General features: G+C 68.0%; 18 protein-coding genes and 1 pseudogene. 7 read left to right on the top strand and 12 right to left on the bottom strand.

Translation table 11 applies throughout. The features are described 5' to 3' along the window. Positions 1-60: 60 nt before the first annotated feature. The 4 genes and pseudogenes from ST3T6A_RS19730 to ST3T6A_RS0108835 all read right to left on the bottom strand — a co-directional run. Positions 61-2,037: pseudogene (locus ST3T6A_RS19730) on the bottom strand (dihydropteroate synthase); the annotation flags it as partial. A 155-nt stretch (positions 2,038-2,192) separates the two neighbouring features. Then, entirely contained in the window at positions 2,193-3,254 is a 1,062-nt protein-coding gene (locus ST3T6A_RS0108845) for a homocysteine S-methyltransferase family protein (protein ID WP_019832556.1), read from the bottom strand. Continuing rightward, on the bottom strand, positions 3,251-4,192 hold the full coding sequence (gene metF, locus ST3T6A_RS0108840; protein WP_019832555.1) for a methylenetetrahydrofolate reductase: 942 nt from the start codon (positions 4,190-4,192) through the stop codon (positions 3,251-3,253). The genes ST3T6A_RS0108845 and metF overlap by 4 nt, the downstream gene beginning before the upstream one ends. Next, entirely contained in the window at positions 4,189-5,148 is a 960-nt protein-coding gene (locus tag ST3T6A_RS0108835) for an ArsR/SmtB family transcription factor (protein ID WP_019832554.1), read from the bottom strand. Before ST3T6A_RS0108835 ends, metF begins: the two co-directional genes overlap by 4 nt. Before the next feature lie 130 nt (positions 5,149-5,278). On the opposite strand from ST3T6A_RS0108835, the gene ST3T6A_RS19725 reads away from it, so the two are divergent. The 3 genes from ST3T6A_RS19725 (at position 5,279) to ST3T6A_RS21110 (ending at position 7,254) form a co-directional block, all read left to right on the top strand. Continuing rightward, the gene (locus tag ST3T6A_RS19725) at positions 5,279-6,145 is read left to right on the top strand and encodes an MlaA family lipoprotein (RefSeq protein WP_019832553.1); all 867 of its coding nucleotides are present in this window, start codon (positions 5,279-5,281) and stop codon (positions 6,143-6,145) included. A gap of 128 nt (positions 6,146-6,273) precedes the next feature. After that, positions 6,274-6,513 carry a hypothetical protein gene (locus tag ST3T6A_RS0108825; protein ID WP_019832552.1) on the top strand — a complete coding sequence of 80 codons (240 nt, stop codon included), beginning with the start codon at positions 6,274-6,276 and terminating at the stop codon, positions 6,511-6,513. Positions 6,514-6,867: 354 nt separating this feature from the next. Beyond that, complete coding sequence (locus tag ST3T6A_RS21110) at positions 6,868-7,254, top strand: endonuclease domain-containing protein (protein WP_083937423.1); 387 nt, start codon at positions 6,868-6,870, stop codon at positions 7,252-7,254. A gap of 103 nt (positions 7,255-7,357) precedes the next feature. Here ST3T6A_RS21110 and groL read toward each other — a convergent pair whose 3' ends face one another. Continuing rightward, on the bottom strand, positions 7,358-9,007 hold the full coding sequence (gene groL, locus ST3T6A_RS0108820; RefSeq protein WP_019832551.1) for a chaperonin GroEL: 1,650 nt from the start codon (positions 9,005-9,007) through the stop codon (positions 7,358-7,360). Between the two features lie 54 nt (positions 9,008-9,061). Then, entirely contained in the window at positions 9,062-9,349 is a 288-nt protein-coding gene (gene groES / locus ST3T6A_RS0108815) for a co-chaperone GroES (protein WP_019832550.1), read from the bottom strand. Between the two features lie 265 nt (positions 9,350-9,614). Here groES and sppA point away from each other — a divergent pair, with 265 nt between their 5' ends. From sppA to ST3T6A_RS0108800, 3 genes are all read left to right on the top strand, one after another. Further along, positions 9,615-11,492 (top strand): signal peptide peptidase SppA, encoded by a 1,878-nt coding sequence (sppA, locus tag ST3T6A_RS0108810; RefSeq protein WP_019832549.1) that lies wholly within the window; start codon positions 9,615-9,617, stop codon positions 11,490-11,492. Continuing rightward, positions 11,489-12,013, top strand: a complete 525-nt coding sequence (locus ST3T6A_RS0108805; protein ID WP_019832548.1) for a GNAT family N-acetyltransferase — start codon at positions 11,489-11,491, stop codon at positions 12,011-12,013. The genes sppA and ST3T6A_RS0108805 overlap by 4 nt, the downstream gene beginning before the upstream one ends. A 65-nt stretch (positions 12,014-12,078) precedes the next feature. Beyond that, on the top strand, positions 12,079-12,291 hold the full coding sequence (locus ST3T6A_RS0108800; RefSeq protein ID WP_019832547.1) for a hypothetical protein: 213 nt from the start codon (positions 12,079-12,081) through the stop codon (positions 12,289-12,291). 11 nt (positions 12,292-12,302) lie between these two features. Here ST3T6A_RS0108800 and ST3T6A_RS0108795 read toward each other — a convergent pair whose 3' ends face one another. Next, the gene (locus ST3T6A_RS0108795) at positions 12,303-12,935 is read right to left on the bottom strand and encodes a trimeric intracellular cation channel family protein (RefSeq protein ID WP_019832546.1); all 633 of its coding nucleotides are present in this window, start codon (positions 12,933-12,935) and stop codon (positions 12,303-12,305) included. 93 nt (positions 12,936-13,028) lie between these two features. On the opposite strand from ST3T6A_RS0108795, the gene ST3T6A_RS0108790 reads away from it, so the two are divergent. Next, positions 13,029-13,952 carry a glutaminase gene (locus ST3T6A_RS0108790; RefSeq protein WP_026359552.1) on the top strand — a complete coding sequence of 308 codons (924 nt, stop codon included), beginning with the start codon at positions 13,029-13,031 and terminating at the stop codon, positions 13,950-13,952. Positions 13,953-14,100: 148 nt separating this feature from the next. On the opposite strand, the gene ST3T6A_RS0108785 is transcribed toward ST3T6A_RS0108790, so the two are convergent. From ST3T6A_RS0108785 to odhB, 5 genes are all read right to left on the bottom strand, one after another. Continuing rightward, positions 14,101-14,394, bottom strand: a complete 294-nt coding sequence (locus ST3T6A_RS0108785; protein WP_019832544.1) for a DUF1330 domain-containing protein — start codon at positions 14,392-14,394, stop codon at positions 14,101-14,103. A 69-nt stretch (positions 14,395-14,463) separates the two neighbouring features. After that, a complete protein-coding gene (gene lpdA, locus ST3T6A_RS0108780) occupies positions 14,464-15,855 on the bottom strand; it encodes a dihydrolipoyl dehydrogenase (protein ID WP_019832543.1) in 1,392 nt (463 codons plus the stop codon). Positions 15,856-16,000: 145 nt separating this feature from the next. Then, positions 16,001-16,513 carry a hypothetical protein gene (locus ST3T6A_RS0108775; RefSeq protein WP_019832542.1) on the bottom strand — a complete coding sequence of 171 codons (513 nt, stop codon included), beginning with the start codon at positions 16,511-16,513 and terminating at the stop codon, positions 16,001-16,003. 59 nt (positions 16,514-16,572) lie between these two features. Next, positions 16,573-16,977 carry a hypothetical protein gene (locus tag ST3T6A_RS0108770; RefSeq protein WP_019832541.1) on the bottom strand — a complete coding sequence of 135 codons (405 nt, stop codon included), beginning with the start codon at positions 16,975-16,977 and terminating at the stop codon, positions 16,573-16,575. 196 nt (positions 16,978-17,173) lie between these two features. Beyond that, a partial coding sequence (odhB, locus tag ST3T6A_RS0108765; protein WP_019832540.1) for a 2-oxoglutarate dehydrogenase complex dihydrolipoyllysine-residue succinyltransferase occupies positions 17,174-18,068 on the bottom strand: 895 nt, incomplete at its 5' end.

Genomic DNA, 18,068 nt, shown 5'->3' with positions numbered 1-18,068 from the left:
CGGCGTCGCGCATCGCCCCTCCACCAGCCTGCGGCTGGTCCCCCTCCCGTTCCGGGGAGGAAGCTGGATGACGATGTCGTCGCCGTCGCGGCGGCAGGGCCAGAGGCCCGCCACGCCCTTCGCGGTCAGCCACTTCTCGGCGATGATCCTGTCCAGCATCGCCTGCGCGTCGGCGTAGAGCGAACGGGCGCTCTCGCCCACCACTGCGTCGTCGAGGATCGCCGGATAGTTGCCGTGCAGTTCCCAGGCGCGGAAGAAGGGCGTCCAGTCGATATACTCGCGCAGGTCCGCTAGATCCCAGTCCTCATAGACATGCACGCCGGGCTTCGCGGCCGCCGGGGCCTTGTGCGCCTCGTCAAAGGGGAAGCTGTTCGCCCGTGCCTCTTCGAGCGTGGCGAGCTCGTTCTGCCCCTTGCCCTCGCGCGCCTTGCGGACGGCGTCATATTCGGCGGCCGTCTTCTCGACGAAGCCGTCGCGCTGGGTGTCGCTCATCAGCGTCGAGGCGACACCGACCGCGCGCGACGCATCGAGCACATGGATCACCGGCCCCTGATAGGCCGGCGCGATGCGGAGCGCGGTGTGGACCTTGGAGGTCGTCGCGCCGCCGATCAGCAGCGGCATCTTCATGCCCGCGCGCTGCATCTCGGCCGCGACCGTCACCATCTCGTCGAGCGAGGGGGTGATGAGGCCGGAAAGCCCGATCATGTCCGCGTCATTCTCGTTGGCGGATTCGAGGATAGTCGTCCACGGCACCATCACGCCGAGATCGATGATCTCATAGCCGTTGCAGGCGAGAACCACGCCGACGATGTTCTTGCCGATATCGTGGACGTCGCCCTTCACGGTCGCCATCACGATGCGGCCCTTGGCCTTGGCGCCGGCTTCCTTCTCGGCCTCGATGAAGGGCAGCAGGTGCGCCACCGCCTTCTTCATCACGCGGGCGGACTTCACCACCTGCGGCAGGAACATCTTGCCCGATCCGAACAGATCGCCGACGACGTTCATACCGTCCATCAGCGGCCCTTCGATCACCTCGATCGGGCGCGCGAAATTCTGGCGGGCTTCCTCGGTGTCCTCGACGACGAACGCGTCCAGACCCTTGACCAGCGCATGTTCGAGCCGCTTGGCGACCGGCCAGCCGCGCCACTCCTCGGCGGCCTTGTCGGCGACGACATCCTTCTGGCCGCGATATTTCTCGGCGATCGTGATCAGGCGCTCGGTGGCGTCGGGATCGCGATTGAGGATGACGTCCTCGCACGCCTCGCGCAGCTCGGGGTCGATCTGGTCGTAGACGTCGAGCTGGCCGGCGTTGACGATCCCCATGTCCATCCCCGCCGGGATGGCGTGGTAGAGGAAGATCGAATGCATCGCCCGGCGCACCGGCTCGTTGCCGCGGAACGAGAAGCTGAGGTTCGAGAGGCCGCCCGAGATATGCGCGTGCGGGCAGCGCTTGCGGATCTCGCGCGTCGCCTCGATGAAATCGACGCCGTAATTGTTGTGCTCCTCGATCCCCGTCGCCACCGCGAAGATGTTGGGATCGAAGATGATGTCCTCGGGCGGAAAGCCGATGCCGGTCAGCAGCGTGTAGGCGCGCTCGCAGATCTCGACCTTGCGGTCCTTGGTGTCCGCCTGCCCCACCGTGTCGAACGCCATGACGACCACGGCCGCGCCATAGGCCATCACCTTGCGCGCCTGCGCGAGGAAGGCCTCCTCGCCCTCCTTCATGCTGATCGAGTTGACGATCGGCTTGCCGGAGACGCACTTCAGCCCCGCCTCGATCACGCTCCACTTGGACGAGTCGACCATCACCGGCACGCGCGCGATGTCGGGCTCGGCGGCGATCAGCTTGAGGAAGGTGGTCATCGCCACCTCCGCGTCGAGCAGGCCTTCGTCCATGTTGACGTCGATCACCTGCGCGCCGTTCTCGACCTGCTGGCGCGCGACCTCGACGGCCTTGGCGTAATCGCCGGCCATGATGAGCTTCTTGAACGCCGCCGATCCGGTGACGTTGGTGCGCTCGCCGATGTTGACGAACATGGCGCGGCTGGCCGGTTCCGCCTCTTCGCGGTCGGTGTCGGGTTCGGCGGCCGGGCGGAGCGAAGCGTCTGCGATCACGAACAATCCCAAGCGTAAGGGGGCTGAACCAGCCTCTCCGGCGGCCCCCTCCTGCGCGGGAGAGGGCTCGTCTGTTGTCAGGCCGCGACGATCATCGGTTCGAGGCCGGCCAGCGTCATGCGCACGGGCGGCGTCGGGAGCGCACGGGGGGCATGGCCCGCCACCGCCTTTGCCATCGCCGCGATATGATCCGGCGTCGTGCCACAGCAGCCGCCGACCACGTTGACGAGGCCCGTCGTCGCCCATTCGGCGATGAAACCGCCGGTCGTGTGCGGCTGCTCGTCATACTGGCCGAGATCGTTGGGCAGGCCGGCGTTCGGATAGACCATCATCAGCGTGTCCGCGATGTGGCTGAGCGAGACGACATGCGGCCGGAGCTGCGGCGCGCCGAAGGAGCAATTGAGCCCGATCGTCAGCGGCCGGGCATGGCGCACCGTCGCCCAGAACGCCTCGACCGAATGGCCCGACAGGTTGCGGCCGGACATATCGGTGATGGTCATCGAGATCATCAGCGGCACGGGCTCGCCCCGCGCCTCGCCGGCCTCGATCACCGCCATCACGCCGGCCTTGGCGTTCAGCGTATCGAAGATCGTCTCGATCAGGATGAAGTCGCAGCCGCCATCGAGCAGCGCGTCGACCTGCTCGCGATAGACGCTCTTCAGCGTGTCGAAATCGATCGCGCGGAAGCCGGGATCGTTGACGTCGGGCGAGAGCGACAGCGTCTTGTTGGTCGGCCCGACCGCCCCCGCCACGAAGCGCGGGCGGCCGTCGGCGGCCTCGAACTCGTCGGCGGCCTTGCGGGCGATGCGGGCGGCCGCGAGGTTCATGTCGCGGACGAGAGCTTCCGCGCCGTAATCCGCCTGGCTGATCGTGTTGGCGTTGAAGGTGTTGGTCGAGACGATGTCGGACCCGGCCTCCAGATAGGCGCGGGTGATCGCGTCGATAATGTCCGGCCGGGTCAGCGCCAGAAGGTCGTTATTGCCCTTCTGGTCGAAGCCGGTGTCGTAGGGGCCGCGATACGCGGCCTCGTCCAGGCCATAGCCCTGGATCATCGTGCCGAAGGCGCCGTCGGTCAGCAGGATGCGCTTGGCCGCCTCGGCATGGAAGCGGATCGCCGCCGGGGAAACGGGGTGGGTCATGCGGCCTTCTCCAGAGCGGCCTTGTGGCCGCGCAGGCCGAGCAGGTGGCAGATGGCATAAGCCAGCTCCGCCCGGTTGAGCGTGTAGAAGTGGAAGTGACGCACGCCGCCCGCGTAGAGCTTGCGGCACAGCTCCGCCGCGATGGTGGCGGCGACGAGCTGGCGGGCGGCGGGATGGTCGTCCAGCCCCTCGAACAGGCGATCCATCCAGCTCGGGATCGCCGCGCCGCACAGGCCGGCGAACTTGCGCGTCTGGGCGACGTTCGAGACCGGCAGGATGCCCGGCACGATCTCGGCCGTGATGCCCGCCGCCGCCGCGCGGTCGCGGAAACGGAAGAAGCATTCGGGCGAGAAGAAGAACTGGCTGATCGCGCGGGTGGCCCCCGCATCGATCTTGGCCTTCAGATTGTCGATGTCGGCCTGCGGATTGGCCGAATCGGGATGGCATTCGGGATAGGCGGCCACCGAAATCTCGAACGGCGCGACCTTCCTGAGCCCCGCCACCAGATCGGCGGCGTTGCGATAGCCTTCGGGATGCGCCTCGAAGGGGGCGCCGGCCTGCGGCATGTCGCCGCGCAGCGCCACGATGTGGCGGACACCCGCCTCCCAATAAGCGCGCGCGATGGCGTCCACCTCGCCCCGCGTCGCCTCGACACAGGTGAGATGCGCGGCGGCCGGGATCGCCGTCTCACTGGCGATGCGCGCGACCGTCGCGTGGGTGCGCTCGCGGGTCGAGCCACCGGCGCCGTAGGTCACCGAGACGAAGCGCGGGCCGAGCGGCGCCAGCGTCTGGATCGCGGACCAGAGCTGCTCCTCCATCTTCTCGCTCTTGGGCGGGAAGAATTCGAACGACACCTGCGCGTCGCCCGCCATATCCGCGAACAACGGCGCGTCGAGCGCGCGGCGCGCTTCTTCGAGATCGGCCATCGTCGGCGTCATGCAACCCTCCGCACCGGCTCGGCCGGGCGCTCGCCCAGCCACAGCTTCACCGTCAACTCATCCCCCTCCAGCGTATCCGCGACGGCGGGCACAAGCCCGGCCGCGCCCATCCATTCCGCCATCTGCTGATCCGAGAAGCCAAGCCGCGCATGGGCCGCCTGATCGCGCAGCTCCTCCCGGTCATGCGGCGCAAAATCGGCGATCAGCAGCCGCCCGCCCGGCCCCAGCAGGCGCGCCGCCTCGGCCACCGCGGCGGCGGGCTGCTGCGCATAATGGAGCACCAGATGGAGCACGACGAGATCGGCCGACCGATCCGCCAGCGGCAGCGCGTACATGTCGCCCTGACGCAGCTCGGCGCGGGCCAGCGCGGGCTCCGCCTGCCCCGCCGCCGTCAGCTTGGCGCGCGCGAAGCGGAGCATCTCGGGACTGCGATCGATGCCGATGGCGCTTTCCGCACGCGGCCCGAGCAGTTCGAGCATCCGCCCGGTGCCGGTGCCGATATCGACCAGCCGCCCGATCGGACGGCCATCGAGCGCACGGCCGATCGCGCCCTCCACCTCGGCTTCGGCGACATGGAGCGAGCGGATCGCGTCCCACTCGGCGGCATGACCCTCGAAATAGCGCTCCGCCGCGGCCGAGCGCTCGGCCCGGACGGCATCGAGACGGGCGAGGTCGCCATCGGTATGGTGCGCACTCTCCCACGCGTCGATCGCCGCGAACACCGGCGCCACCCGCCGCGTATCGCCGAGCGCGAGGAACACCCAGCTCCCCTCGCGGCGCCGCTCGGCGAGTCCCGCATCGGCGAGGATCTTCACATGGCGGGAGACGCGCGGCTGGCTCTGCCCGAGCACCTGCGCCAGCTCGCCCACCGAAAGCTCCATCACGCGCAGCAGCGCGACGATCCGAAGCCGCGTCGGATCGGCCAGAGCCCGGAAGATGGAGAGCGCTTCCTTCATACCGATAAGGATATAAGGATATCTTTATATCGGTCAATCGACTTGTACGGGTTCGGCCTAGATGGCAAGCGGCAACCTAATCCAAGGCGGGCCTGTTACACCCGTCCGAACATCAAAGGGATCGATGCGGATGCGCGCACTCCTCACCTTGCCGGCCCTGGCTCTTCTCGCCGGCTGCGCCACCACCGGGCCCAAGACCCCCGGTGATCCTTATGAGGGCTTCAACCGCAAGATGTGGGGCTTCGATCGCGCGCTGGACAAGGCGGTGATGAAGCCGGTGGCCAAGGGCTATATCACCGTGATGCCGCATCCGGTGCGCAGCGGCCTCTCCAACATGCTGGAGAACGTCACCGAGCCGTTCAACTTCATCAACTCCCTGCTTCAGGCGAAGCCGAAGCGCGCGCTGAACGCCATGGGCCGCTTCGTCATCAACTCGACGGTGGGCATCGCCGGCTTCCGCGACGTGGCCGGCCGCAACGGCTATCCGCGCCAGCCCGAGGACCTCGGCCAGACCTTCGCCGTCTGGGGCGTGAAGAAGAGCACCTATCTGGTTCTCCCCTTCTACGGCCCCTCGACGATCCGCGACGGCGTCGGCACGGTCGCGGCGCAATGGGCCGACCCCTATCGCATCGTGGTGCGCAAGGAACTGAGCTTCTGGCCGGCGGCGGCGCTCACCGGCTTCGAGTTCGTCGACGCGCGCGCCAACCTGATCGACGCGGGCGCGGACACGCTGCTCGACACCAGCGCCGATTCCTATGCGGTGGCGCGCTCGGCCTACCTCCAGCATCGTCAGGCCCTGATCGACGACCGCGACGAGGGCGACGGCGGCGCCAACGGGAGCAGCGACGCCGACCTCAACGCCGCGCTGGACGAGCTTGGGCCGGACCAGAGCACTCCCGCCGCCACGCCCACCGCGCCCACGCCGGAACAGCCGGCCTCCTCCACTCCGGATACGACTTCGCCCGAACCCGCCCCGAAAAGCGATACGCCGCAATAGATCAGCTTCACGCTCGGCATTGCAAGGCGAGCGGAGAAACGCTAGGCCTCACCCCGGCTTGGGGGGCTTGCTAGTGCTTTGCACCCGGTAAGCCAAACCAGTGCTCCGTCATCAGGGAAGAGATGCACATGAAGAAGATTGTCGCGCTGCCGCTCATCGTCGCGGTTGCCATGGGCGTTGCCGCCTGCAAGAAGACCGAAACCGCCGCCAACAACGCGGACGTCTCGGCCGACCTGAACGCCGCCGCCAACGACGCGATCGCCGACGTCAACGCCGCCAACGAAGCGGCGCTCGACAACGGCGCTGCCGCGCTCGACAACGGCGCCGCTGCCGACGCGAACGTGGCTGCGACCACCAACGCGCAGTAATGGTTTTCGGCCGGGCCTCAGCGCCCGGCCGGCCCATACGCGAAAGGCCGCGTGCGCCCCATCCGGCGCCGCGGCCTTTTTGCTGTCCGGAGCTTGTGGATGAGCGCCGGGAGACGGCGGAAGCGCCCGAAGTTGATGAAGTTGACACGAGCGGCGCAATTTCCTCGCACGCTCGCCACGCTGGACCGGCACTGGGAAAGACCGCCATGGGTGGTGGCAGTCATAACCGTGTCAGGCGAAATCCCGCATTCGAAGGGGCGGTAGGTTTCGCCCGCTTAGCGGACAAATCCTCCCCTCCCTGGGAGGGGTCGGGGGTGGGTTGTCCCCCGGATCGCGTGGCGGCAGTCTCATGCCATGCCCCGCCTCGCTCCGGACATGGTATCCAAAGCCCGCGCCCTGCGTGGTACCGCAACCGTCGAGGAACGCCTGCTATGGGCGCGGCTTCGCCATGTCCGCCCTCGCTTCACGCGACAGCTACCGATCGGCGGCTATATTGTCGATTTCGGCTGCCGGACTGCAAGGATCGCGGTGGAACTCGACGGCAGTCAGCATCTGAACAGCGTGGAATATGACGGTCGGCGCACGGCCTTTCTCGCAGGCCTCGGCTGGCAGGTACTGCGGTTCTGGAACAGCGACGTTCGCTCTCATGCAGATGGCGTGGCGGAACGGATCGTGTCAGCCGTCAGTCTCCGCCTCGGGCGAACCCACCCCTGCCCCCTCCCTTTCAGGGAGGGGAATTGACGACTTCTAACCACCCATCCCCCGCACACGCGGCATAAAAAGAAAAGGGCCGGAGGATCGCTCCCCCGGCCCTTCTCTTTGCCTAAGCGAGAGTGGCTCGGACTTAGAAGTCCATGCCGCCCATGCCGCCCATGCCGCCCATGCCGCCGCCGGGCATGGCCGGAGCCTTGTCCTCGGGCACTTCGGCGATGGAGGCCTCGGTCGTGATCAGCAGGCCGGCCACCGAGGCGGCGTCCTGCAACGCGGTGCGGACGACCTTGGTCGGGTCGATCACGCCGGCGGCGACGAGGTTCTCATACTTCTCGGTCTGGGCGTTGAAGCCGAGCGTCTCGTCGTTGCCTTCGATCAGCTTACCGGCGACCACCGCACCGTCCACGCCCGCGTTCTGGGCGATCTGACGGACCGGCGACTGCAGCGCCTTGCGGACGATGTCGATGCCGCGGGTCTGGTCGTCGTTGACGCCCTTGAGGCCGTCCAGAGCCTTGGTGGCATAGAGCAGAGCCACGCCGCCGCCCGGAACGATGCCCTCTTCCACGGCCGCGCGGGTCGCGTGCAGGGCGTCGTCGACGCGGTCCTTGCGCTCCTTCACCTCGACCTCGGTCGCACCGCCGACCTTGATCACGGCCACGCCGCCGGCCAGCTTCGCCAGACGCTCCTGGAGCTTCTCGCGGTCATAGTCGGAGGTCGTGATCTCGATCTGCTGGCGGATCTGCTCGACGCGCGCCTTGATGGCGGCCTCGTCGCCCGAACCGTCGACGATCGTGGTGTTGTCCTTGTCGATGGTGACGCGCTTGGCGGTGCCGAGCATGCCGAGCGTGACGCTCTCGAGCTTGATGCCGAGATCCTCGGAGATCATCTCGCCCTTGGTCAGGACGGCGATGTCCTCGAGCATCGCCTTGCGGCGATCGCCGAAGCCCGGCGCCTTGACGGCCGCGACCTTCAGGCCGCCGCGCAGCTTGTTCACGACGAGCGTAGCCAGAGCCTCGCCCTCGATGTCCTCGGCGATGATGAGAAGCGGACGGCCCGACTGCACAACCGCCTCGAGGATCGGCAGCATCGCCTGGAGCGACGACAGCTTCTTCTCGTGGATGAGGATGTACGGATCGGTCAGCTCGACCGTCATCTTCTCGGGGTTGGTGATGAAGTAGGGCGACAGGTAGCCGCGGTCGAACTGCATGCCTTCGACGACATCCAGCTCGAACTCGAGGCCCTTGGCCTCTTCCACGGTGATGACGCCTTCCTTGCCGACCTTCTCCATCGCTTCCGCGATCTTCTGGCCGACTTCCTCGTCGCCATTGGCCGAGATGATGCCGACCTGCGCGACTTCACCCGTGCCCGAAACCGGCTTCGAGCGGCCCTTGATGTCGTCGACGACCTTGGCGACGGCGAGATCGATGCCGCGCTTCAGGTCCATCGGGTTCATGCCGGCGGAGACCGACTTCATGCCCTCGCGGACGATCGCCTGGGCGAGAACGGTCGCGGTGGTGGTGCCGTCGCCGGCCTTGTCGTTCTGCTTCGAGGCCACTTCGCGCAGCATCTGCGCGCCCATGTTCTCGAACTTGTCCTTCAGCTCGATCTCCTTGGCGACGGTGACGCCGTCCTTGGTGATGCGCGGGGCGCCGAACGACTTGTCGATGACGACGTTGCGGCCCTTCGGGCCGAGCGTGACCTTCACCGCATCGGCGAGGATGTCGACGCCGCGCAGGATGCGCTCACGGGCGTCACGCGAAAACTTGACGTCTTTCGCAGCCATTTGAAATTCCTTGCGTTAGAATAGGTTGGAAACGATCCGGGATGCTGTCGGCGATCAGCCGATGATGCCCAGGATGTCCGATTCCTTCATGATCAGGAGGTCCTGACCGTCGATCTTCACCTCGGTGCCCGACCACTTGCCGAACAGGATGCGGTCGCCCGCCTTAACATCGAGCGGGGTCACCTTGCCCGCCTCGTCCTTGGCGCCGGCGCCGGCGGCGACGACTTCGCCTTCCTGCGGCTTTTCCTTGGCGGAATCGGGGATGATGATGCCGCCCGAGGTCTTTTCCTCGGCTTCGACACGCTTCACGAGCACGCGATCGTGCAGGGGACGGAAGTTCATTGAGGCTACCCTTTCCTCAGTGTGCGACCGGCCCGCTCCCTGCCCCGGACGGGGGAGACTCGGGCCGATGTCGAATGACGTGTTAGCACTCCTCGATGACGAGTGCCAACGGCGCGGATATGGCCCTGTGGATGGCACCGTCAAGGCGCGTCCATGGAAGAATTTTCAATCGCCGCATCGCGGGCCGTGCCCCGGCTGCGACAGGCCGATTGCCAGCAACCCGCGCTTACTCTAGCCCGAAGACAAAGACGGAAAGGTGACGCGCATGCGCTTCTTGCGGGCTCTCTGGCGATTCCTGAAGGCCGTGAAGGACGTGCTGGCGCTGATCGTGCTGCTGCTCTTCTTCGGGGTGATCTTCGCGGCCCTGTCGAGCGGCGGGCGCCCCACCTTCCCGGCGGGCGGCGGCGCGCTGGTGCTCGACCTGCGCGGCAGCCTCGCCGAGCAGCCCGCCGATGCGCGGCCCATCGATTTCGTCTCGGGCGCGGGCGGGCCGGACATCAACCAGTATCGCCTGCGCGACGTGGTGCGCGCGGTGAACGCCGCAGCCGCCGACAAGCGGGTGAAGGCGGTGGTGCTCGATCTCGACGGCTTCATGGGCGGCGGACAGGCGGCGGTCGCCACGCTCGGGCGCTCGCTCGACAAGGTGCGCGCGGCGGGCAAGCCGGTGCTCGCTTATGCCACCGCCTATGACGATCCGAGCTACCAGCTCGCCTCCCACGCCAGCGAGGTCTGGCTCGATCCGCTGGGCGCGGTGCTGACGCCGGGGCCGGGCGGGTCGCAGCTCTACTACAAGGGCCTGCTCGACAAGCTGGGCGTGAATGCACACGTCTATCGTGTCGGCAAGTTCAAGTCGGCGGTCGAGCCCTATACCCGCACCGAGGCCTCGCCGGAGGCCCGCGCCGCCAATCAGGCGCTGATCGACGCGCTGTGGACCCGCTGGCAGGCCGAGGTGGCGCAGGCGCGGCCCAAGGCCCGCTTCGCCGACTATCTCGCGGGGCTCGCCGCCGGGCGCATCCCGAACGGCACGCTGGCGGAGAGCGCCGAGGCGTTCGGGCTGGTCGATCATCTCGGCGACCGCCTCGCCTTCGGCGACCGCGTGGCGCAGATCGCCGGCAAGCCCGACAAGGCGGCGCCCGGCGACTACAAGAAGATCGCGCTCGACGACTGGGAGAGCGCCAATCCCGTCCCCTCCACCGGCGACGCCATCGGCGTGCTGACCGTCGCGGGCGACATCGTCGACGGCAAGGCGCCGGCCGGCACCGCGGGCGGCGACAGCATCGCCGACGCGCTGGGCAAGGCGGTGGCCAAGGGCAACCTCAAGGCGCTGGTCGTCCGCGTCGATTCGCCCGGCGGATCGGTGACGGGGTCGGATCGCATCCGCTCAGCCATCCTCGCCGCCAAGGCCAAGGGGCTGCCGGTGGTCGTCTCGATGGGGACGCTGGCGGCCTCGGGCGGCTACTGGGTGTCGACCGCGGGCGACACGATCCTCGCCGATCCGGACACGATCACCGGCTCGATCGGCGTGTTCGGCATCATCCCCACCTTCGAGGGCTCGCTCGGCAAGATCGGCCTCTCGGCGGACGGCGTACGCGCGACGCCGCTCTCCGGCCAGCCCGACACGCTCCGCGGCACCACCCCGCAGGTGGACGCGCTGATCCAGGCGGGCATCACCCAGACCTATGCGCGCTTCACCGGCCTCGTCGCGGCCGCGCGCCACCTGCCCGTCGAGCGGGTGGACGAGATCGGCCAGGGCCGCGTGTGGGACGGCGTGAGCGCGCAGAAGCTCGGGCTGGTCGATCGCTTCGGCACGCTCGACGACGCCATGGCCGAGGCCGCGCGGCGGGCGAAGCTCGATCCGAAGAAGGTCCACCCCGTCTATATCGAGCGCGAGAAGCCGGCCTTCCTGCGCCTGCTCCAGATGCTGGCGGGCAATTCGGGCAGCGTGGACGAAGCCCGCAGCGCCGACGCCTTCGCCGCGCTGGGCCAGCGGCCGGACTGGATGCTCGCCCGCGCGCTGGGTGACGCACGCCGCATCCTCACCGGACCGACCATCCAGGCGCGCTGCATCGGCTGTGGCGACATTCCCCCCTCGCCCGCCGACCTTGCAGCGGCGCGGCAGATGATGGCGCAGGCGGGCCTATGACGATCCGCCCCGTTACGCTTGCCGACGCCGAAGCCCTTGCCGCGATCTACCGCCCCTATGTGATCGACACGGTCATCACCTTCGAACTCGATCCGCCCGACGCCGCCGAGATGCGCCGCCGGATCGAGACGGTGACCGCCACCCACCCCTGGCTGGTGGCCGAGAGGGACGGCGCGGTGGTCGGCTATGCCTATGGCTCGACCTACCGCACGCGCGCGGCCTATCGCTGGGTGGCGGAGACGGGGATCTATCTCTCGGCGGACGCGCACGGCCACGGCCTCGGGCGGATGCTCTACGAGGCGCTGCTGGAGGCGCTCGCCGAGCGGGGCTTCGTCGCCGCGATGGGCGTGATGACGGCAGGCAATCCGGCGAGCACCGCGCTCCACGAGCGGCTCGGCTTCTTCCACGCCGGCACCCAACCCGGCATCGGCTTCAAGCATGGCCAGTGGCACGACGTCGTCTTCTGGCAACGCGATCTGGCTCCCCGGCAGTCTCCTCCTCCCGAGCCGACGGGGGGTTGAACCGTCTCCCCATGGCTCCCGCCCCGCGAAAGGGCTATGATGGGGCATAGGGGTGGAGAAGAGCCGTGAACGAAGCGAATGCGATCATCATCCGCCGCGCGTGGTGGCTGTGGGCCGGCACTTTCCTGCTGATCGCCTTCAATCTCTTCGCCGCGATGCATCGGGACACGACGCTCACCTTCGTGGCGCTCGCGCTGACAGGGTGCCTCGCGATCGCCGGCCTCGCGTTCGGGATTTGGGCGGGCTGCACGCTCGCCCGCTCGCGCTCGAAGCGATAAAGCCGCCCTCGCTATTCCCGATAGGCGGGCAGCGCCAGCCCCCGCGCGATCGCAGCCGCACGCAGGCTGAAGCCCGCCAGCGCCGCGATCATCGCCGGGAGCGGCGCGGGCAGCCCCGCCACGGTCAGCGTCACGAACAGGCCCGAGGCGAGCGCCGCCGCCGTGACGTACAGTTCCGGCCGCAGGATGATCGACGGCACGCCCGCCACCATGTCGCGGATGATGCCGCCCATCGTCGCCGAGACGACTCCCATCACCATCGCCGGCAGGAACGGGATGCCGTAGCCCAGCGCCTTGCCCGCACCATAGACGGCATAGGCCGCGAGCCCGATGGCGTCGAACCAGTCCAGCGCGCGCTCGGGCCACCATCGCCGGGGGGTGAGGAACACCAGCGCCGCCACGCCCAGGCAGATCGCGATCGGCACAGGATCGTGCAGCCAGAAGACCGGCGCGCCGATCAGCAGGTCGCGCGTCGTGCCGCCGCCCGTGCCCGTCGCGCAGGCGAAGAAGCAGAAGGTGATGATCGTCTGCCGCGCCCGCGCCGCCTGCAACGCGCCCGACGCCGCGAACACCGCCAGCCCCGCCATGTCGAGCCAGGGCAGCAGCGGGCTGATCGTCGGCAGGGGCAGCGGCAACGGATGCATGACCGGACACTAGGCGGCTGCGCGACCGGAAGTCGAGAGGCCGGCGTCAGGAAAGCATAGGCCCCGCACCCAATGCCGACTATGCACCGGGCCATGAATCTCGAAGCCATCATCGCCTCCATCGTCGAGGAGATGCGCGCCGCCCCCGATCGCGGCGAGGTTGCGACCTATATCCCGAGCCTCGCGGGCGTGGACCCGGGCCAGTTCGGCATGGCGGTGGTGACGGCGGACGGACAGGTCTTCGCGGGCGGCGATGCGGAGACCGCCTTCTCGATCCAGTCCATCTCCAAGGTGTTCGCCCTGACGCTGGCGCTGGGCAAGGTGGGCGACCGGCTGTGGAACCGCGTCGGCCGCGAGCCGTCGGGCAGCGCGTTCAACTCCATCGTCCAGCTCGAGGCCGAGCAGGGCATCCCCCGCAATCCCTTCATCAACGCGGGCGCGATCGTGGTGAGCGACGTCAACCTCGCGGGCCACGCCCCGCGCGAAGCGATCGGCGAGCTGGTCCACTTCATCCGCTATCTGGCCTCCGACGACGGCATCGCCATCGACGAGGCGGTCGCCCGCTCCGAGCAGGAAACCGGCGAGCGCAACCGCGCGCTGGCCCATTACATGCGCGCCTTCGGCAATCTCCATCACCCGGTCGAGCTGACGCTGGGCGTCTATTTCCACGCCTGCGCGATCGCGATGAGCTGCCGGCAACTGGCGATGGCGGGGCGCTACCTGATGCTGTGCGGCGCGCACCCGGAGGGCGGGCGCGTCATCTCGGACAAGCGCGCGCGCCGCATCAACGCGCTGATGCTCACCTGCGGCCATTACGACCAGAGCGGCGACTTCGCCTTCCGCGTGGGGATGCCCGGAAAATCGGGCGTGGGCGGCGGCATATTGGCGATCGTGCCGGGCAAGGCCTCGATCGCGGTGTGGTCGCCGGGCTTGAGCCGCAACGGCAATTCCCAGCTCGGCTCGCTGGCGCTGGAACGCCTCGCGGATGCGACGGGGTGGAGCGTGTTCGGGCTCTAGGCACGACCAGCCGTAATCTCCACGGATCGAGCGTCCTACGAGGGTGTCCTTCATTGAGGAGGAACACCCATGACGTTCATGGACATCATCAGCAATTTGCCCGCTGCGCTGGCAGCAGCCCGGATGCTCGTGGATTTGCGGAGTGCCTTCAGTCCACCGCTTCGAGAATGCGGATGTCGCGCTCGGCGCTGCTGCCGAGTTTTTCCAGCGCCGCCTTGTAGGCCTCGCCCTGATAGACGGCGAGCGCCTGTTCCAGGCTGTCCCACTCGATGATGAGCGAGCGCTGGTCGAGCCCCTGCTCCTTCACCGCCAGCGGCAGGCCCCGCGCGATCACGCGCCCGCCCGCCTCGACGATCGCCGGCCCGGCCAGCTCGACATAGGCCGCCCGCGCCGCCTCGTCCGTCGTCGCGCGATAGAAGATCACCGTGAAGACCTTCGCCATGGACGTCCTCCAGATACGCGAAAGGGCCGGCCCCGCCCTTCTGGACGGAGCCGGCCCTTTCGTTCGGGCTCAGATGTGGATCGGCTTGCCGGTCACCGCCATGGCGGCTTCCTTGAGCGCTTCCGAGTGGGTCGGGTGCGCGTGGCAGGTGTAGGCGATGTCTTCCGACGTCGCGCCGAATTCCATTGCCTGCGCCGCCTGCGCGATCATCGTGCCGGCGACCGACGCGATGATCCACACGCCGAGCACGCGATCGGTCTTGGCGTCGGCGACGACCTTCACGAAGCCGTCCGGCTCATGGTTGGTCTTGGCGCGCGAGTTGGCGAGCATCGGGAACTTGCCGACCTTCACCTCGCCGCGCTCCTTGGCCTGCTCCTCGGTGAGGCCCACGCCCGCGATCTCCGGCATGGTGTAGACGACCGACGGGATCACGTCGTGGTTCACGATGCCGGTCTGGCCCGCGATGTTCTCGGCGACGGCGATGCCCTCGTCCTCGGCCTTGTGCGCGAGCATCGGGCCGGGAACCACGTCGCCGATCGCCCAGATGCCGGGGACGGACGTGCGGAAGTCATGGTCGATCTCGACCTGACCGCGCTGGTTGGTCGCAAGGCCCGCCTTGTCGAGCGCAAGGCCGTCGGTGTTCGGCTTGCGGCCGATCGAGACGAGCACGGCGTCGGCCTCGATCGTCTCGGCGGCGCCACCGGCGGCCGGCTCGACGGTGAGCGTCGCCTTGTCGCCGCTGACGGTCACGCCCGTCACCTTGGTGGCGAGCTTGAACTCGATGCCCTGCTTCTTGAAGATCTTGTTGGCTTCCTTGCGGACCTCGCCGTCCATGCCGGGCAGGATCTGGTCGAGGAACTCGACCACCGTCACCTTCGCGCCGAGGCGCTTCCACACCGAGCCCAGCTCGAGGCCGATCACGCCGCCGCCGATGACGACCATGTGGCCCGGCACCTTCGCCAGCTCCAGCGCGCCGGTCGAGTCGACGACGACCTTCTGGTCGATCGTCACGCCCGGAAGCGGCGTCACCGACGAGCCGGTGGCGATCACGATGTTCTTGGCGCGCACGGTGCGGTCGCCGACCTGCACGGTGTCCTTGCCGGTGAAGGCGGCATGGCCCTTCAGCCACTCGATCTTGTTCTTCTTGAACAGGAACTCGATGCCGCCGGTGAGGCCCTTCACGGCGTCCTTGCGCTGGCCGTGCATGGTGTCGAGGTCGAGTTCGACCTGCGCCTTGATGCCGAGCTTGCCGAGCTTGCCCGAGGCCGCTTCCTCATAGAGTTCGGAGGCGTGGAGCATCGCCTTCGACGGAATGCAGCCGACGTTGAGGCAGGTGCCGCCGAGCGTCTCGCGGCTTTCCACGCAGCCCGTCTTGAGGCCAAGCTGCGCCGCGCGGATCGCCGCGACGTAACCGCCGGGGCCTGCGCCGATGACCAGAACGTCGAAGTCGTAATCCGCCATGACCGAACTTTCTGCCGTGCATCAAAAGATGGCGCCGACATAGAGCTTGTGACCGCCAAAGCAACCATCTGGCGGAGGATTTCCTCCTCGTTCGTCTTCCGGCCCGGCCATCGGGGCGAAGCCGGGCCGGAAGGCCGTCAGCCGGTCAGGGGCATTTATATTTCTTGGTCGCGAGATCGATATAGCCCTGCGCGGTCGACGGATCCGTCCTGCCATGTTCGAGCGCGACGATGAACGCGCCCCGCACGACGCTGCCGGGCGTCTTGCCCGACGACGGCAACTGGGGAATCGCGTTGAGCCGCGTCAGGATCGGCCCGACCGCCACGCCGCAGATCGCCTTGGTGCTGGCGAGCGTCATATGCCCCGGAAATGTCCCGTTGATCTGGGTGTTGCCCTCACAGGCGGGCGCCGTGATGCGCACCGTCAGGTGCAGCGGCGTCGACGCGTTGAAGGTGAGATGGACGTCGTTGGGGGCGGCTTGCAGCCCGCACACCCACAGATTCTGCGAGGTGGGGCTGAGCGACAGACAGTCGCCGTTCGCGGTGGCGTTCCCGTAGAGCGCGAGTGCGTCGCACATCGTCACCTGCGCGGATGCCGGGATGGCCGCGGCAAGGGCGACGGCCGCCGCACCCGCGACGATCAGGCTGGGCCTCTTCATGGCTGGTCTCCTCGAATGGACGGTGCCGCCCCACCCCAAGACGGAGGCGGCCGGTTTCATCAGACGTGGATCGACGCGCTGCCCTTCTTGCAGCCGACGAGCGGCGCGCAGACCTGCCCGCTGACGCTCAGCACCATGGTGCCGAAATTGAAGCTGACGGTCGCCTCCGCCTTGAACGGGCCGATGCTGCCGCCGAGGTTGACCGTCGGATTGTTCGGGTCGAGTTCGGCGTTGATGATGGTGATGCTGCCCACCGGGGTCTGGAGCACGACGCTCACCTGAAGCGACATCGCGCCGAACGAATAGTTCAGCACCAGGCTGCACTCGAAGGCGGAGACGATGATGATCTGCCCGCCCGTGGACGAGACCTGGTTCACCAGCAGGTTCGGATCGTCGACCTTCAGGCCCGCATCCTGATAGTCGATATGGGCAAGCGTATCTTCCTTCGTCAATGCGACGCTCATGGCGGTCCCTCCTGCACCCTGCCCGGTCGTCCGGGCGCGCCTTTGTCTCGCGGAAGGCGGGGCGGGAGGTAGCGCAAGCCCGTCCGTTACGGATCGAGCGGGCGGCAAGCGCATCCGTTTCGGAGAAACCGCACAGCAAAACGGCGCCCCCGACCTGTCGCCGGGAGCGCCGCAATGCGCGTCGATATGATCGCGCTTAGAGGTCGATCAGCAGACGGGTCGGGTCCTCGATCGCATTCTTGAGCGCGACGAGGAAGGTCACCGCCTCGCGGCCGTCGATCAGGCGGTGATCGTAGCTGAGCGCGAGGTACATCATCGGGCGGACGACGACCTGGCCGTTCACCACCACCGGACGCTCCTCGATACGGTGGAGGCCCAGCACCGCCGACTGCGGCGGGTTGATGATCGGGGTCGACATCAGCGAGCCGAACACGCCGCCGTTGGAGATGGTGAAGGTGCCGCCCTTCATCTCGTCCATCTTGAGCGTGCCGTCCTTGGCGCGGCGGCCGAAGTCGCCGATCGTCTTCTCGATGCCCGCGACCGACAGGTCCTGCGCATCGCGGATCACCGGCACGACGAGGCCGTTCGGCGCCGACACGGCGACCGAGATGTCGGCATAGTCGTGATAGACGATCTCATCGCCCTCGATCGAGCCGTTGACCGCCGGGATGTCCTTCAGCGCCTGGCACGCGGCCTTCACGAAGAAGCCCATGAAGCCGAGGCGGACGCCGTGCTTCTTCTCGAACAGATCCTTGTACTTGGCGCGCGCCTCGATCACGGCCGACATGTCCACGTCGTTGAACGTGGTAAGCATGGCGGCGGTGTTCTGCGCCTCCTTGAGGCGACGGGCGACCGTCTGGCGCAGGCGCGTCATCTTGACGCGCTCTTCCTTGCGCGCGCCGCCGGTGGTGACCGGAGCGGCAGCGGCCGGGGCAGCAGCCGGAGCCGGAGCCTTGTTCGCCGAGAGGATGTCCTCCTTGGTGACGCGGCCATCCTTGCCGGTGCCGGAGACGGTCGAGACGTCCACGCCGGTCTCGATCGCGGCGCGCTTGGCGGACGGCGAGAGCGGCTGCGCCTCGGCGGCGGCCGGC

It is taken from the genome of Sphingomonas sp. PR090111-T3T-6A (assembly GCF_000383095.1).
Lineage (GTDB): Bacteria > Pseudomonadota > Alphaproteobacteria > Sphingomonadales > Sphingomonadaceae > Solisphingomonas.
The sequence above is the reverse complement of the archived record's forward strand: the minus strand, read 5'-3'. Positions and strand labels throughout refer to the sequence as shown.